Raw genomic sequence first — 14,557 nt, 5'->3', positions numbered from 1 at the left:
GCTTAGCCTGGGCCCTCTGAAGCTTGGCAGCGCCGTGCGGGCGGTCCGGCCGGCTCCGGACAGGCCTCGTGACCTTGCATCAGCCACATTCTTCCCTTAACTGGAGATGAACGAATGGCCCGGTAAGCCGGGACATCACGGACGAATCTGGAGGACGGACATGTCGAACGGACTGTTCCAAGGCCTGCCGGGCTCCCACGAGATGGCCGGTGCCCACGCCCTGCCGACTGAGCCCTGGCTTCTGCCGATCTCGGATGGGGCCGCCGAGGCGGCGAGCAAGACCGCGGACGAGCTGCAGGCCGCCGTGCGCCGGGCCGCCCGCCCCTTCTGGCTGGCCGCAAACGGGCTCTGCATCGCGCTGGGCCTCGCCCTCACCTTGCAATGCGCCGCAGGCTGGGGCCCGACGGCGCCCCGCAATGCCGTGACGGTTGCGCAGGCAACCCCGCCGACCATCGCGCCGCAGACGGCCTCGCTGCAGCGCTGAGCCGCTTCCGGCAGTGTGAAGGCTTGAGGGTCGCCTCGCTCGCGCGAGGCGGCCTTTTTTCATAGCCGATCGTGCTTCCCGATCACGGGACGCAACGGCTTGAACAACGTTCGTCCAACCCGCAACCTCATCCTGGGGGCCTTCGCAACGCGGCGCGTCCGGATGAGCTGGAGGATGGGACAGACCCACCTGTTGTCTCCGGCTGGGACGCCCTCACGCGTCCTGGGGCTCCCGTCGCGGTGCCGGGCCGCCCGCCTGATGAGCCGCCCGCAGGGACGCCGCCATGGCGTTGAGGCGCCCTTGCGGGTCCTCCGGCTGGATCACTCCCGCCGACATCACCAGCTTGGCCGCGTCGTCGACGCTGATGTGGAGTTCCACCACCTCGGCCCGCGGCAGGTAGAAGAAGAAACCCGTGGTCGGATTGGGTGCGCAGGGCAGGAAGACGCCGACGAGTTCGTCCGCGGCGGCGCCCCGGGCGCGCAGCGCGCCCTCGATGTCCGGCGCCGCGGGGGCGGACAGGAACACCACCGACCACGTACCCTTCACCGGGAACTCCACCAGCCCCACCGTGCGGAACGAGGTGCCGTTGGCCGAGAACAGCGTCTCGAAGATCTGCCGCAGCCCCTTGTAGAGGCCCGAGATCACCGGCGTCCGCGCCAGCAGGACCTCGCCGAACTCGATCACCGACCGACCCACGAGGTTGGCCGTGAGGAAGCCGAGCAGCGTCACCGCCAGGAACGCGATGACGAGGCCCAGCCCCGGGATCGAGAACGGCAGGTAATGGTCCGGCAGGTAGCTCGTCGGCACGAGCGGCTTCACGAAGGAATCGATCAGCGCGATGAACCACCACGTGATGTAGGCGGTGATCGCCAGCGGGCCGGCCACGATGATGCCGGTGAGGAAGTAGGTGCGCAGCCGGCCGCGTGCACTGACCCGCGTTTTCGGGGCGCCGCCCGCCGCAGCGGCGTCGGGCTCGGGGACCTGGATCGGCGGGGGACTCAGCGCCACGGGTGCCCTCTCGGCCGCACCACGCGCGGCGATGAAGCTGCGGGGATCCTCCCCCGATGGCAGAGGTAGCGGTTGCGCTTGTCCGCCTCAAGGGTGGGCTCCCCTGGCCCGGCGACCCTCAGGCGCCTGGGCCAGGCTTCCGAAAGGCGAGAACCGGCATCGCCTCCCGCGGAATCACGGCACCGCGATGCCCGATGACCGCCCCGGCCAGGCGATGCGCCTCGGCGGCGGCGGCCTCCGGTGCCAGCCCGGCGAGACGCGCGGCGAGGTAGCCCGCAGCGAAACTGTCGCCCGCGGCCGTCGTGTCGACGACCTGCGCCGCCCGCCCGGCCGGCACGGAGGTGTCACCTGTGTCGTGCAGAACCCGGGCGGCGGGGCCGGATCCGTCCGAGGTCTTGAGCACGATCTCCGCCCGGCTACGGTGGCGCAGGACCTCGTCCTCGCCTGTCGGGCCGAAGAGCCAGTCCAGATCCTCCGCCGAGGCGAAGATCAGGTCGGCCAGAGCCAGGGCCGTGCGGAAGGCCGCCCAGGCCTCGTCCCGGTTGGGCCAGCCGCGGGGGCGGTAGTTGGTGTCGAAGGCGACCCGGCCGCCCCGGTCCCGCAGGCGTGACAGGGTCTCGAACAGGGCGGCGCGCCCGTCCTCGCCGTAGAGCGAGAGGCTGATGCCGGACAGGTAGACGAGGTCGTAGCGTGCGAGTTCCGCCTCGGTCTCGGCGGCGCGCGGTTCGGTGAAGAGGTCCCGGGCGGCGGCGCGGTCGCGCCAGTAGTGGAAGCTGCGCTCGCCGTCGGCATCCGTGCGGATGATGTAGAGGCCCGGCATCCGGCCCGGCAGCCGCCGGACCTGCTCGAGCCCGATGCCCTCGCGCGCCCAAGCGGCCGCCATCTCGTCGCTCCAGATATCGTCGCCCAGCGCCGTCACGTAATCGACCGCGACGCCGAGGCGCGCGAGGTAGAGCGCGGTGTTCAGCGTGTCGCCGCCGAAGCCCCGGACCAGATTTCCGTCCGGGCGCTCGGACAGTTCGACCATGCACTCGCCGATGCAGGCGACCCTCATGCGGTTCCTCCCGGTGCGCGACCCTGTCTCCCCGCATTGTTCGGCCCGACCTGTCAATTGCCCGCCGGTCCCGGTCTCGCCGGGTCGATCCGGCAAGGAGCGGGTCCCAGGCGGGCGCCTGGATTCCGGATCCGCACTTGTCCGCGCCGTCCGGCAAGCAGGTGAGCCGATAGGCGCGCTCGGGAGCGGAATGCAATGAGAAATGATATGTCGCTCACGAATGGGTATGATCATAGCTTTTTTGCTGGTTAAATTTCTGTCATTAAGATGTATTCAGCAATAATCATGAACAATAAATCGGCATAAGAGAAATCGAAAACTCAGATTATGAAGTCGTGTGCTGTTCGATATATTAAAAAATTTCGTGAACAATCATAAATCTGAAACACGAAATCGGCCAAAGCGGTGTTCGCACGTGCGGCTGATTTCGAGCGGGTGTTGGTCGCGCCGCTGCTGGGCGGTGTCCGGCCGCGCTCGCCCGAGTTTCAGGGGGAGATCCGGGACGTCGCTCCGCCCTTGTCGTCGAGTATGGAAGAAAAGTGTATGCGCGCGAAAATAGATAATATTCGCAATTGTTATATTTGGGATTTATCGCATGGAACGATGATGTGAGCAAAGATGTGTCTAACTTTGCGTAACATGTTTGAAATTATTTTGAATTTTATGCCGGAAAGTTCTTGTGTTGGAACAGAAAATATGATGACACAGATTATGCGGTGCCGAGATGTTCCATAGTGCTTTGAGTGCTCTGACGTTTTCTTCGGGAGAGTTCCTGACTCTCACGGAAAGTCGGGGAATGAGCGGTGCCTGGAGCTGGGTTTTCGCCGGCGGGGAGCAGGTCTGGTCTCCGGGGTTCTACCGGCTGCTCGGGCTCGCTCCGAATGCCGCGAAGGCGCGCTATGACCTGTTGCTGAGCCTGATCCATCCGGAGGACCGGCACCTGATGCCGGCGATGGCCGATATCCGGCAGGGACACGTCCCGCGCGAGGTCATCGTCCGGGTGATCCGAACGAACGGCACGGTGCGCACCCTCTCCCTGACGATGGAGGTGCGGTTCTCGGCGGAAGGGCGACCTGTCGCGCTCAATGGCACGGCGCTCGACGTGAGCGACCGCGAGCAGATGGCCCGTCTGCGGCACGAGGAGCGCCGCCGGCAGGGCGCGCTCTATCTCACGGAGCACATCACGACCTTCTCGATGGGGCTCGACCTCATCCGGGACATCCCGATCGCCGTCTCCCAGGTCCACGGCCTCCCGATCGAGGAGATCTGCGCCGAGCCGTATCTCCTGATCGTTCCTGAAGAGCGCGAGGCCTTCCGGGCGGCGGCTCTGGAGCAGATCGAGCGCCGGGCCTTCTTCCAGCGGACGGCCCACGAGCGCCTCGCCAACGGCGATCTCTGGCACTTCCGGATCCTGACGATGCCGGTCTGGGATCCGGACGGGACCTATCTGGGCCGCTGCGGACTCAAATATCCTGTCCGCAACCACGTCCCGCCCACGGTCGCCCTGCAGGAGGGCCTTGAGCAGTCCGTGACGGGGCATCACCTGCGGGCCGCGGGCTCTCCTCGACTGGTCGATGATGAATCTCGCCCAGGCCAGCGGCCTGTCGCATTCCACGGTGCGGCGTCTGGAGGAGGACAGCGAGCATCGGGGAAGCCGCTCCCGCTTGCAGGCGGTCGAGGCGCTGCGCCGGGCGGGTGTCCGCTTCATTGCCATCGACGATGGGACCCTGGCGGTCGCCCGGATCTGAGCGACACCCGCGCCCGACCGGCGAATGCGCGGGATCCGTCCTGTCGCGCCGCACCGGAGCCCGACTCCGCGCGTGGGCCGCCGTGAGGGGCCCCCAGCCCCAGCGCGGAGACCGGGACGGGCGGATCAGGCGATCCGCCGTCATGCGCTCCCGCGCCCGCTTCCGATGGCGCCCCGGCCGGGCCGCCGACGGAGGGCGGGGCAGGCCGCTTCACCTCAGGCCGCCTTGTGGCCGAGTTGGATCGCCTTGGCGATCTCCGAGCGCTTGGCGGCGTAGCCCGGGGCGACCATCGGGTAGTCGGCGGGCAGGCCGTACTTGGCCCGGTAACGCTCCGGCGTGAGGCCGTGTGCCGTGAGGTGACGCTTCAGCGTCTTGTAGGACCGGCCGTCGATGAAGCTGATCAGGCCATCCTGCTGGATCGAGGACTCGATCTGTGCCGCGGTTGGACCGGTCCAGCCCGGACCAGATCCCGAGGCGCTTCCCTGAAGCACCGAGATGGCCGTGTGTACCTGGTCGATCAGAACCGGAAGATCGCCCACACCCACCACAGTGCGGGACACGTAGGCCGCAACCAGTGATGCCGTGCACTTGATCAGGTCTGTATTCAGATCTGAAGTCTTTTCATTCAAATCGATCGTATTCATGGATCCCCCAATACAGAGAGTCGAGGTACAGAGGTTGACGCATCGATAAAGCCGAGGGTTTGATCGGCATTTATCGCCCAATCATGCGCCAAACTGCTTCGAGTCTGCCAAGATTGGCACGTAACTATACAAAGACTTGTCAATTCGTCCAGAGTTTATCTCAAGATGTTCTTTGAACGTTTTCTGTTCTTCTGAAGCAACATGAGGTTGTCCTGCTTCGACGTCGTCGCAAATATTGTGCAGCGTTGGAATTTGGTTCGGCGTCCTGTCGGCGATGACTTCGAACGAGCGCGCGATGACAGGCTGCGATCGTGCGAATCAGTCGTGGCGATATGGGTCGATCAGGGATGCTGCCCCGCCGCGAGAGGGTTGCGCTGCGGCCTGCGAGCTTTCGGGAGGCGGGGCGCGGCAGGATCCCGGGCCTCGTCAAAGTTATCCGCGGCCGGCGCGCCGGCGCTGGCGCCTGGCCAAGGCCGCGATTAACAAAGTCATCAGGCAAGTCGTGGATCGTGCGGCCCGGGCGCTTCGCGAAACTCTCGCTTGTCGGGAGCCTCCCTCCGGCCGTGACGGCACGGCGGCATCTGTGCGAGAGGCTCGTCGGCGCACGCTTTCGAGGGCGACCCTAAATGTCCGGACCGTGTTCGACCTCCATCCCGCGCACGCTCTCGGCGCTTGAGGCGGCCGGACCGGGCGTCGCGGAGGCGGGCAGCCGGATGGCGCCCCTCTGGATGCTGCTCGTCGGGCGGTCCGCGGTCCGCCGCCACTGGCACCTCATCGTCGCCATGGGGCTGCTGTGGTCGTCGCTCGGCATCCTCGTGGTGATCGATTCCCTTGACGGTGCGCTCCACGTGCCGGACCGGTGGTTCGGCCTGATCCTGCTTGCCGAGGGCATGAGTTCCCTCGCCGTCGGTGCATCCGCAATCGGCGCCGCACGCCGCCTGCGCCTCGCCAAGGGGGCGCTACTGTCGGTCATGGCCGTGCTGATCATGATGGCCACGCGGCACAGCACCTTCCTGCTCGCCATGATCTTCGGCATCGCCTTCGTGGCCGACGGACTGGTCCGAATCACGATCGCGAGCCTGCTGAAGTTTTCCGGCTGGCGGATGTCGGTGGCCCTCGGCGGCCTCAGCATTGCCTTCGGCCTGTTCCATCTCCAGCCCTGGCCGACTTGGTATGCCGGCACGGTGGGCTACTGCATCGGGATGTTCCTGATCCTGAACGGGGCCAACCTCGCTCTGGTCGGCCTGCGCACCCGCCGCCTGGGCACCGCCGAGCCGGCCGTGTCCGTCAGCGACGCCGAGGCCGGTAGCCTGACGGTCTATGTCTGGACCCCCACCGGGCAGGCGACCACGCCGGCCGGCCAGCGGCTGCTCCGGCGCTACGTCGCCTCCGTCGACAAGGCCGGGCGGTTCTCCACCGGCCACGCCGCCCTGCAGCAGGGCGACGACCTCTATATCAGCCACTATCCCGCGGTGGAGATCGACCGCTCGCCCACCAATCTGCGCTCGAGCCTGCGCGCCGGTCCCGAGAACGACGTGCCCGGGCGCTTCCTACCCTCCCACGCGGCGGAGGTGGCGGATTGGTGCCCGGCGACCGTGGCGGTGACCCTGAACGGCATCGACGCCGCCCGGCTGCGGGCGTTCTGGGCGCGTTACAGCGTCGACACCACCTACAATTTCATCAGCCGCAACTGCTCCACCACGGTCGCCCGGGCGCTGGATATCGCCGTCGAGGGTGCGTTCAGCCGGGGCGGTCATCCCTGGCGGCAGCTCGCCGCGGCGCTGACCACGCCGGAATTCTGGGCTGCGGCCTTCCTGCGCAACGGGGCCCGCTCCATGACGTGGACCCCCGGCCTGGTGCTCGACTATACGCGGGCGCTCAGCGCCCTCGTCGATCCGGCCTCGCCGGTGCCGTCGATCGCGTGGAAGCGGGTCGGGTGGCGGCTCCTGCGCAACTGGCGGGTACGGGGCCTGACGGCGCTGACCCCGGTCGTCCGGGAGCCCTCCGTGCCGGGGGGCGGCCCGACGGAGGCCTGATCAAGTCCCGGTCGCGGCCACCCGCTCAAGGGTCCCTGCCGGCGGCGGTGCGACCGCTGGCGAGATCGGTCGCGATGGTCTGCATCACAGTCAGCGTGTCGATCTCGTCCTGCTCTGCGCCGTGGTCGCTGAGCTTCACGATCACCGTGCCGGTCTTCTGGTTCACGTAGATGTACTGCCCGTAGACGCCGATCGCGGAGATGTCGTCGTCCTCGCCGCCCGGCGCATGCCACCACTGGGCCGAGTACTGCCAGCCGTCGACGTCGCGCCGGGCCGGCGTCATGATCCGTTCGATCCAGCGGGCCGGTATGATGCGGTTGGCGCCCGACCGGCCCTGATCCGCCACCAGCAGGCCGAGGCGGGCGAAGTCGCGGGCCGTCGCGTTGATGCAGCAGAACGCCTTCTCGATGCCGTCGGGCCGGTCGAGGTTCCAGGTGGCGTCGGCCTGGGCGCCCATCGGCTTCCAGATCCGCTCCGAGAGGATGTCGGCCAGCGGCTTGCCCTCGGCCCGGGCGAGGATCAGGCCGAGCAGCTCGGTATCGATGCTGCGGTAGCGGCCCTTGCTGCCGGGCTTGAACGCCAGATGCGCGTTGTCGCGCACGAAGGCCGTGATGTCGCGCGTCAGGTACATCCCGGCGGTGCCGGTCAGGGGATGCCGGGGATCGTAATTCTCCGGCACCGCGATCCCGCTCGCCATGTCGAGGAGATTGCGCACGGTGATCTGGCCGAAGACGGCCCCGTTCTTCAGGTCGGGCAGGAGGGCCGAGACGCGGTCGGTCTCGGCGAGCTGGCCCCTCGCCACTGCGGCGCCGACCAGCAGCGAGACGATGGACTTCGCCACCGACCACGACGGAAACAGCGTGTCCGGTCCGGTGCCCGCGCGCTGCCATTCGTGGATCAGGGCGCCGTCCTGCACCACCAGGAAGGCATTGGTGTGGGTCGCCTCCAGCACCGTCATCAGCGGAACCGCTTTTCCCTTCCAAGGGACGCGGTCGACGATCGGGCGCGGCCGGGCCGGCAGGTCGCTCGCCCGTGCGGGGGCCTGGACGATCCGGCTCGGGAACCACGTGCCCACCGACGACGGCTCGATGACCGCGAGCGCCGTCAGGGTGACGGGGTCGGGGACGTTGATCAGCGCGGCGGCGGTCCAGGCGCAGCCCGCAACGGCGGCACCGCCGGCTGTCGCAATCACGCCCCACCGGCGGCCCCGGCGTGTGCGGGCCGGAGAATCCGGGGTCGCCGAGGACGCGGTCATGCTGGATCTGTGTCGCTCTGGATCGTCGCTGTCGCACCGCCGACCCCGCGGCGGGACGGCGCGCCGCCACCATGATCAGGAGGCATTAACGAAAGCCCCCTGTGCCCCGCGTCCGGTCGCGGCGCGCCTTGTTCGTTGCCCGCGAAAGTCCGAGGCGCCGGTTCGGAAATGTTCATGGATCTGTGGCCTTGTATCGGGCCGCGGCCGCCGATGTCCTGCGGCCGCTTCGAAGCAGAGTTCGGCCGGCCCACGCCTCTCCGTCTGCTCGGGCGTCCGATTCGAACCTGGTTCTACACGCCTCAGTCGCCCGCCTCACCAGCCTGTGCAGCCTGAAAGTTCGCCGCGCCATGAATCCGTACCTGATCCTCGGGCTCGCCATCGGCGCGGAGGTCACCGCCACCCTGGCATTGAAGGCCGCCGAGGGTCTCACCCGCCCGGGGCCGACGGTGATCGTGGCCCTCGGATACGGCACTGCCCTTTGGCTGATGTCGACCAGCATGGACATGCTGCCGATCGGCGTCGTCTACGCGATCTGGTCGGGAATCGGCATGATCGGCGCGGCGCTTGGCGGTGCGTGGCTGTACGGCGAGGCGATCAACCCGACGATGCTGGCGGGCATCGGGGTGATCGCCGTGGGCGTGACTATCCTGGCCGCCGGCCAGGGCCAGCACTGAGGCTCCCGGGGCCAGGCCGGTCCCGAAACGGGACGCCCCCGCCACATCCTCGCCGCGAACGTGCCGTCAAGCTTGGCCTTCGTCCGGTCGGAGCGGAACACCGCCCGACGGGTCAGGCTGGAGGAGCACGGAGCGCGGATGCATGCAGGGTAGCGAGAGGACGAAGGTCGGTTCTGCACTGATCGTTCTGGCGGCGACCGGCGGCCTGGGGGCCTGCAACACCGCGTCGCCGGTGCTCACGACGGGATCGATCCCCGACCGCAAGCCGCCGATGGCCGTCAGCGACGCCGAGCGCGATTGTCTCGGCCGCGCCATGTACTTCGAATCGAATCGGAGCGACAGCGACGGGCTGGTCGCCGTCGGCACGGTGGTCATGAACCGGCTCGAGAACGCGATCTTCCCGGGCGGCATCTGCGCGGTGGTCGGGCAGCCGGGACAATTCGCGCCGGGCGTGCTCACAAAGCCAATGCAGGAGAAGGACTTGCTGAAGGTCGCCGATGCCGCCGACGCCGTCCTGGCCGGCGAGCGCCACCCGAAGGTCGGGAAGGCGATGTACTTCCACACCGCGGGCCACCGCTTCCCCTACACAAACATGCACTACGTGGCCGTCGCCGGCGGCAACGCCTTCTATGAGAAGCGCGACAGGCAAACGGTCAAGCTGGAGAAGCAGGAGAAGCCGGGTCAGCAGGACAAGCCGGCCACGCCCGCCCTCCCCGCGACGGCCTTGACCTTCGCGGCTGTGCCCGCGCCGCTGGCTGTCGGCCATTGATCGAGCACGCGTGATCTGATCGCCCCGCTTTGAGGGAGGCCGCGCGACCGCGTTCCGATCAGCCGGCTGCCTCCTCCGCGCGGATCGCGTGCGGGTTCCGGGCCTCCTGCCGGGCCGCCGCCAGCACCCGTTGCCGGCTCCGCGGCTCCCGCAGTGCATCCCAAAGGCGGGGCAGTTCCAGGGCCGGCAGCACGTCGCAATCCAGTCCGGACGAGTCTCCGGATTCGGACCCCAATTCCTGGACGAATATATCGGCCGGCCTCCCGAGTGCCTGGGCCAGTCTCCCCAGCAGAGCGTCGGCTTGGACGGTCGGGATCATGGGGAATCCTGTTTCTGCGCCGTCAGTCGAACCGGATCCTTGCCTTTAAGTTGTATGCTCGGCATTCAACCAGGTTACTGCCCCGCCATGTCCGACGACGACGGTTTTGACCGCATGGTGGAGGCGGCGATTGCGGCCCATCAGCTCTTGGCCGCGCATGGTACGACGACGATGCGGCTCCTGTCCCGGCTGCTGCTCATGGAGATCGGCACGGAGATCGCGGCGCGCCGCGACTCCGCTACGGCCGCCAACGACAATCCGGATGCGGTGGAGGAATAGAGCCCTGTTCGCCGCCGTTAAAGCCGGGTCGCCGGTCATCGGAGGAGCCGGATCCGATCCGTAATCATTGGAACCATGCAATGGAAGGGGCCTCAAATCTGTTGATCGGCCTATCCATCTAAGCGAGCGGCATTTACACCGCGAGCTAACGGCCTAGCTTGTCGGTAGAAACTACCCACGAATCACGGGTCCTTCGCCGATGATCGCGAAACGGGTAGCGCTCGCTGGTGCGCTCCTCCTGCTGAGCATCACGCCCTCGATCTCCCAGCTGCGCCGTCCGATGACGTGCACAGAGGAAGCGTCGGTCAGGCTCGATGCCGCCACCTCTGAAGAGGCGAAGCCGCAGCCCCGCAAGGCCCGGACGTTCTCGGTGGTCTCCAGCGGCGGTCTGCTCACCGTGATCTCAGCGGGACGCTCCGACTATTACGAATGTCAGCCCGCCTCGCCGCGGCTGAATGAGCGCACGCCGCGCAACGCGATCAAATGTCAGAACGGTGTCTATTTCCTGCTGATCGATCTGAACAGGATGAACTTCGTCGAGGCGCAGCTCAACCCCGAGGAGCGCCAAGAGGTGAAGGTCAGCTACGGGACCTGTCGGACCCTGTAGGGGCGGCGCGGAGCCTCCATTCGCCGCCCTCTCCTGTGTCGAACGCCTGCCGTCGCGGTGGCCGGCCGGGTTAGTCCATGTGGATCAGGACGTAGGCGGCGGCGGCAACGGCCGTGAGGGTGAGGGCGATCAGCAGGGCTGTCTTCCCGGATGGCCCCTGCGGCGGGTCTGGGGCGACGATCATGCGGCTTCTCCAGGCCGGTAAACGGACGAAGACCGCTTTCCGGTTTGATGATCGGCAGGCGGCGGGTCGCCTCTGCCGAAAGACACGGGTCTTTCCGTTGGTTCCCTGAGCCGCGCCGGTCCGCATTCCCGCCGTCCCCGGAGCATCACCGACAGAAGCGCGCCGCGGCCGGTGTCCACTGGCCGAAGCCCGTCGCGACCATGTTCGCCACGACCCGGCAGATATAGATCTTCTGCGCGGCGTTGTTGTGCGGACCGGCATGGTAGCGCGCCACGGCCATGGTCCAGCTGCCCTCGCGCTGCTTCAGATCCCGCAGGAATTGCGTTGCGTAATCCACGTTCGCGTGCGGGTCGATCATGGCCTCGACCGAGCCGAACTTGCCGCCGTGATAGTGGTGATTGATCTGCATGCAGCCGAGATCGATCAGGCGCACCCCCCTGCGGCGCGCCTCGGTGAAGTGGGCGAGCACATCCTGTGGCCCGGTCGCGAAATAGGCCGCCCCGGCGATGTTCATGGCATAGGGTTGCAGGGAGCCGCGCTTGCCTGTCTCCGTGAGGCCGACCGCATAGAGGACGCCGAGGGGGACACCGTAACGGGTCGAGGCGCGGCCCATCTCGGCCTCGCACACATTCGCGGTGGCCGGGACGGCGCTACAGATAAACGCCGCCGTCGCGAGGACGTACCGTCTCATCCACCCGCTCCCCGTCGCGTCTGTCGGTCGCCGGCCGCTGGTCAGCCTGCCGCTGCCTGTCCCCACCGTCGCCCGGTCGGGCACCGCCATCCGTCAAGGCGGATTGGCCCTGTGGCGGGGCCTCTCCTGAAAAGCTCCCGGCCTCGGCCGGTCGAGCCGGTTCGACGGTTACGGCAGCCTGGTAATTGGCCTGCTTGAGCAGGTCGGTGAGGATCGCCGCGTCCCGATGCAGGAGAGCCGCCGTCTCCGGTCGCGAGGCGCGCAGATGCGTCTCGAGCTGGCCGTCCGCGAGCCGCAGCTCCACCGTGACCGTTCCGAGTTCCTCCGGCCTGAGCTGGATCCTGAGCATGCGCAGCGGCCCGTCCGGAGGTGGCCTGACCGTCGGGTCAGCGTGGATCCGCGGTTCCGGCTTCTGGGCGGCTGCAGGGTCGATCGCGTCCGCGATCGCGGACACGATCGTCGGTAGCCCAAGCAGCGGGGAGCCCGGCTCGGCCCCGTCCCCGGCCCGGAGGCCGGAGACGGGATAGTCCGCCAGAGCGTGCCGGCCGGCTGAGGCCGGGGCATCCCTGGCATGTCCGGGTTCTGTCATTCTGACGATCGCGCGGCCGTCCTCCAGTTCCGGGACGTCCGCTCGGTCCGACTCGACCGCACCGCTTCCGGCCGCACCATCTCCGAGGCGCAGGCCAGGCTCGATCCGGGTCAGGAGCGGGACCTTCGGCGCCGCTGCGGCGGCCAGGTCGGGCAATCCGGTCCGGACGGCCGGACCCGCTGCGGCATCGATGTGTGTCGGCGCGGCTGCTGCCGCTGCGGCGATGGCCGGCCCGCTCGAACCCGGTGCGGTGACGGCGGGTACCGGAGCGGCCGGCATCGCGCGGGACAGGACGGGCGCGAAGTGGATGGCGCGGTCGACCACCTCGACTTCCGGTGCGCGTCCGAGGCCCGCTTCGTCGCCCGGCACGAGGGGCGCGGAGGCCGCCCGCGCAGCCGCTCCGATCCCCGCATCGGTGGCGCCATCGAAGTCCAGTCCAGACCCCGCCGGGCCGCCGGCGATCCCGGCTGCAGCGGAGAGCCCGGAACCGGGCGGTGCTGCTCCGGCTGGCCCTTGGATTCCATCCCCGGATTCGGTTGGTGCGGCCGGGGCCGGAGCTTCGGCCGCGCGTGCCGCGCTCAGCATGCCGGCGAGGATTGCGGCACCGTCGCTCGCCGGCACGGCCAGGACGGTCCCCGACCCTGTTCCGGGTCCGGCCATCGAGTCGGGCTCGTCCGTCCCCTCCGCCTCGTCTGCACCCCAATCGGCGGAGGCAGCTGAAGGGGCGCGGGCGGCCGCCCGCATGACAGCTTCGAAACCGCGCTTCGGCGACGCCTCCGGCGCAGCCTGCGGATCAGCCTCTGGATTGGGCGATGCCACATCCCGATCGAGCTTCGGGATGGATTTCTGAACCGTGGCGGTGATCGAGGTCACGGGCGCGCCTTGCTGAGGAGCAGATCGACGTGGTCGATTGTCGATTGAGCCTTGGGAATCAGGCTGTCGGGCCTGTCGGCGGACGCCTCTCGCATGCCCCGCGGGGATGCGCTCTCCGCCTCGGGGGTAAGTGATCTGCCCCCGAGACCGCGTCCGATCTCCTCGGCCGTTGATAGCGCCGTCGCGAGAAGGGGCAGGTCGCCGGCGGGCAGGTTGGACCGGTCCAGGTTCCTCAGCGTCAGCAGCCCGGACTTGAATGTTGCCAGATTCACGATCTCGGCCGCTGCCCGGTATAGTCGGGCCCGGGCCGCTTCCGGGCTCCCGGGCGCGCAGAGCGCCAGCGCCCTGTCGGCGATCAGGAGGGTCGCGGCCGTCTTGCCCTGCCCGATCGCCGTCCGGGCAATCAGCAGGTACAGGTCCCGCCGGCTCTCGGGGTCGAGTTCGCTCAGGATCCGGTTCATCGCCGTGAGGCGCGCCGGGTCCTCGCCGACGTTGAACTGGGTCAGCTGGAAGCCGAGGCGTTGCCGGAAATTGCCGGCATAGACCGAGTGCGGGTAGCGGCGCAGGTACTGGATGGCCAGGGCCTCGAACTTCTTCAGGTCGCCGACCTGACCGAGGGTGAAGATCTCGCGGCGCAGAGCCCCCTCCTCCGCGAGGGTTCCCGGCAGGAGCACCCCCAGACGGTGGCGCTGATCCTGTCCAAGGTGAAGCCGGCCTGCGCCGCCAAGGTGATGGCGCAGCTGCCAGCCCCGCTGCGCAACGGCGTGATGCGGCGGATGCTCACATTCAAGCCGATCGTCGAGACCACGATGAAGATGATCGAGCAGACGATTCACGAAGACTTCATGATCAACCTCGCGCGCAACGCCGCGGCGGACACCCATTCGCGGATGGCCGACATCATCAACAAGATGGAGCGCCAGAGCATGGAGGAGGTGCTGGATAATCTCACGCAGTCGCGCCCGAAATCGGCGGAAATCCTGAAAAGCCTGCTTTTTACTTTCGACGACATCATTCATCTTACGCCCCGCGCGCGCACGACCCTGTTCGATCAGATCCCACACGAGAAGGTCCTTCTCGCGCTGAAGGGTACGAGTGCACCGCTGCGCAACGTCGTGCTCACGGCCCTGACCGCCCGCGTCCGGCGCCTCGTGGAGCACGAGCTCGAGGGCGGCGAGCCGGCCACGCAGCGGGACGTGCTCGAGGCCCGCCGCTTCATCACCGATCAGGCCCTTGAGATGGCGGCCCGCGGCGAGATTGAACTCAGCCCGGCCGATATGGACGAGACCTACATCCGCTAGAGCCGGAACCGGTCGCGCGGCGGTCCGGCCCGATCCTTCGCC

The 14,557-nt window shown here is 68.0% G+C and carries 15 protein-coding genes and 1 pseudogene; 8 read left to right on the top strand and 8 right to left on the bottom strand.

Annotated elements, in window-relative coordinates:
* Window positions 1–160 precede the first annotated feature (160 nt).
* Window positions 161–484 (top strand): hypothetical protein, encoded by a 324-nt coding sequence (locus CIW48_RS15745; RefSeq protein ID WP_149311619.1) that lies wholly within the window; start codon window positions 161–163, stop codon window positions 482–484.
* 213 nt (window positions 485–697) lie between these two features.
* Here the strand turns inward: CIW48_RS15745 and CIW48_RS15740 are convergent, their stop codons facing one another.
* Complete coding sequence (locus CIW48_RS15740) at window positions 698–1,492, bottom strand: DUF502 domain-containing protein (RefSeq protein ID WP_173009277.1); 795 nt, start codon at window positions 1,490–1,492, stop codon at window positions 698–700.
* A gap of 118 nt (window positions 1,493–1,610) precedes the next feature.
* Window positions 1,611–2,546, bottom strand: a complete 936-nt coding sequence (locus tag CIW48_RS15735) for a sugar kinase (protein WP_149311618.1) — start codon at window positions 2,544–2,546, stop codon at window positions 1,611–1,613.
* Between the two features lie 796 nt (window positions 2,547–3,342).
* Between CIW48_RS15735 and CIW48_RS15730 the strand changes: the two genes are divergently transcribed.
* On the top strand, window positions 3,343–4,380 hold the full coding sequence (locus tag CIW48_RS15730) for a PAS domain-containing protein (protein ID WP_246695258.1): 1,038 nt from the start codon (window positions 3,343–3,345) through the stop codon (window positions 4,378–4,380).
* 129 nt (window positions 4,381–4,509) lie between these two features.
* On the opposite strand, the gene CIW48_RS15725 is transcribed toward CIW48_RS15730, so the two are convergent.
* Window positions 4,510–4,938: a MucR family transcriptional regulator gene (locus tag CIW48_RS15725; protein ID WP_149311617.1), complete on the bottom strand. Its 429-nt coding sequence runs from the start codon at window positions 4,936–4,938 to the stop codon at window positions 4,510–4,512.
* A gap of 626 nt (window positions 4,939–5,564) precedes the next feature.
* On the opposite strand from CIW48_RS15725, the gene CIW48_RS15720 reads away from it, so the two are divergent.
* Window positions 5,565–6,974, top strand: a complete 1,410-nt coding sequence (locus CIW48_RS15720) for a DUF4105 domain-containing protein (protein ID WP_149311616.1) — start codon at window positions 5,565–5,567, stop codon at window positions 6,972–6,974.
* Window positions 6,975–6,999: 25 nt separating this feature from the next.
* Here the strand turns inward: CIW48_RS15720 and CIW48_RS15715 are convergent, their stop codons facing one another.
* Window positions 7,000–8,229, bottom strand: coding sequence for a serine hydrolase (locus tag CIW48_RS15715; RefSeq protein WP_149311615.1), 1,230 nt, complete (start codon window positions 8,227–8,229; stop codon window positions 7,000–7,002).
* 347 nt (window positions 8,230–8,576) lie between these two features.
* On the opposite strand from CIW48_RS15715, the gene CIW48_RS15710 reads away from it, so the two are divergent.
* A complete protein-coding gene (locus tag CIW48_RS15710) occupies window positions 8,577–8,903 on the top strand; it encodes a multidrug efflux SMR transporter (RefSeq protein WP_149311614.1) in 327 nt (108 codons plus the stop codon).
* 142 nt (window positions 8,904–9,045) lie between these two features.
* A complete protein-coding gene (locus CIW48_RS15705) occupies window positions 9,046–9,672 on the top strand; it encodes a cell wall hydrolase (protein WP_149311613.1) in 627 nt (208 codons plus the stop codon).
* Between the two features lie 58 nt (window positions 9,673–9,730).
* Here the strand turns inward: CIW48_RS15705 and CIW48_RS15700 are convergent, their stop codons facing one another.
* Window positions 9,731–9,991, bottom strand: coding sequence for a hypothetical protein (locus CIW48_RS15700; protein WP_149311612.1), 261 nt, complete (start codon window positions 9,989–9,991; stop codon window positions 9,731–9,733).
* An 87-nt stretch (window positions 9,992–10,078) separates the two neighbouring features.
* Between CIW48_RS15700 and CIW48_RS15695 the strand changes: the two genes are divergently transcribed.
* Together CIW48_RS15695 and CIW48_RS15690 are read left to right on the top strand one after the other, a co-directional pair.
* Window positions 10,079–10,270 (top strand): hypothetical protein, encoded by a 192-nt coding sequence (locus CIW48_RS15695; RefSeq protein WP_149311611.1) that lies wholly within the window; start codon window positions 10,079–10,081, stop codon window positions 10,268–10,270.
* Window positions 10,271–10,469: 199 nt separating this feature from the next.
* Window positions 10,470–10,877 carry a hypothetical protein gene (locus tag CIW48_RS15690; RefSeq protein ID WP_091776416.1) on the top strand — a complete coding sequence of 136 codons (408 nt, stop codon included), beginning with the start codon at window positions 10,470–10,472 and terminating at the stop codon, window positions 10,875–10,877.
* Window positions 10,878–11,206: 329 nt separating this feature from the next.
* Here CIW48_RS15690 and CIW48_RS15685 read toward each other — a convergent pair whose 3' ends face one another.
* Genes CIW48_RS15685 through CIW48_RS15675 form a run of 3 tightly spaced genes read right to left on the bottom strand, consistent with a single transcriptional unit; the run spans window position 11,207 to window position 13,888 of the window.
* Window positions 11,207–11,752, bottom strand: coding sequence for a transglycosylase SLT domain-containing protein (locus CIW48_RS15685; protein ID WP_149311610.1), 546 nt, complete (start codon window positions 11,750–11,752; stop codon window positions 11,207–11,209).
* Window positions 11,712–13,214 (bottom strand): flagellar hook-length control protein FliK, encoded by a 1,503-nt coding sequence (locus CIW48_RS15680; RefSeq protein WP_149311609.1) that lies wholly within the window; start codon window positions 13,212–13,214, stop codon window positions 11,712–11,714. The genes CIW48_RS15685 and CIW48_RS15680 overlap by 41 nt, the downstream gene beginning before the upstream one ends.
* Window positions 13,211–13,888: a hypothetical protein gene (locus CIW48_RS15675; protein ID WP_197739352.1), complete on the bottom strand. Its 678-nt coding sequence runs from the start codon at window positions 13,886–13,888 to the stop codon at window positions 13,211–13,213. The genes CIW48_RS15680 and CIW48_RS15675 overlap by 4 nt, the downstream gene beginning before the upstream one ends.
* Between CIW48_RS15675 and CIW48_RS15670 the strand changes: the two are divergent.
* A pseudogene (locus CIW48_RS15670) lies at window positions 13,883–14,515 on the top strand (FliG C-terminal domain-containing protein); the annotation flags it as partial. The gene CIW48_RS15675 and the pseudogene CIW48_RS15670 sit on opposite strands and share 6 nt — an antisense overlap.
* Between the last annotated feature and the right edge of the window lie 42 nt (window positions 14,516–14,557).

This window comes from Methylobacterium sp. P1-11 (assembly GCF_008329595.1).
Classification (GTDB): Bacteria; Pseudomonadota; Alphaproteobacteria; order Rhizobiales; family Beijerinckiaceae; genus Methylobacterium.
The sequence above is the reverse complement of the archived record's forward strand: the minus strand, read 5'-3'. Positions and strand labels throughout refer to the sequence as shown.

Coding starts and splice junctions, on each gene's coding strand:
- CIW48_RS15745 (WP_149311619.1), top strand. CDS start 161: ATGTCGAACGGACTGTTCCAAGGCCTGCCGGGCTCCCACGAGATGGCC.
- CIW48_RS15690 (WP_091776416.1), top strand. CDS start 10,470: ATGATCGCGAAACGGGTAGCGCTCGCTGGTGCGCTCCTCCTGCTGAGC.
- CIW48_RS15685 (WP_149311610.1), bottom strand. CDS start 11,752: ATGAGACGGTACGTCCTCGCGACGGCGGCGTTTATCTGTAGCGCCGTC.
- CIW48_RS15720 (WP_149311616.1), top strand. CDS start 5,565: ATGTCCGGACCGTGTTCGACCTCCATCCCGCGCACGCTCTCGGCGCTT.
- CIW48_RS15700 (WP_149311612.1), bottom strand. CDS start 9,991: ATGATCCCGACCGTCCAAGCCGACGCTCTGCTGGGGAGACTGGCCCAG.
- CIW48_RS15735 (WP_149311618.1), bottom strand. CDS start 2,546: ATGAGGGTCGCCTGCATCGGCGAGTGCATGGTCGAACTGTCCGAGCGC.
- CIW48_RS15715 (WP_149311615.1), bottom strand. CDS start 8,229: ATGACCGCGTCCTCGGCGACCCCGGATTCTCCGGCCCGCACACGCCGG.
- CIW48_RS15695 (WP_149311611.1), top strand. CDS start 10,079: ATGTCCGACGACGACGGTTTTGACCGCATGGTGGAGGCGGCGATTGCG.
- CIW48_RS15725 (WP_149311617.1), bottom strand. CDS start 4,938: ATGAATACGATCGATTTGAATGAAAAGACTTCAGATCTGAATACAGAC.
- CIW48_RS15710 (WP_149311614.1), top strand. CDS start 8,577: ATGAATCCGTACCTGATCCTCGGGCTCGCCATCGGCGCGGAGGTCACC.
- CIW48_RS15705 (WP_149311613.1), top strand. CDS start 9,046: ATGCAGGGTAGCGAGAGGACGAAGGTCGGTTCTGCACTGATCGTTCTG.
- CIW48_RS15730 (WP_246695258.1), top strand. CDS start 3,343: ATGAGCGGTGCCTGGAGCTGGGTTTTCGCCGGCGGGGAGCAGGTCTGG.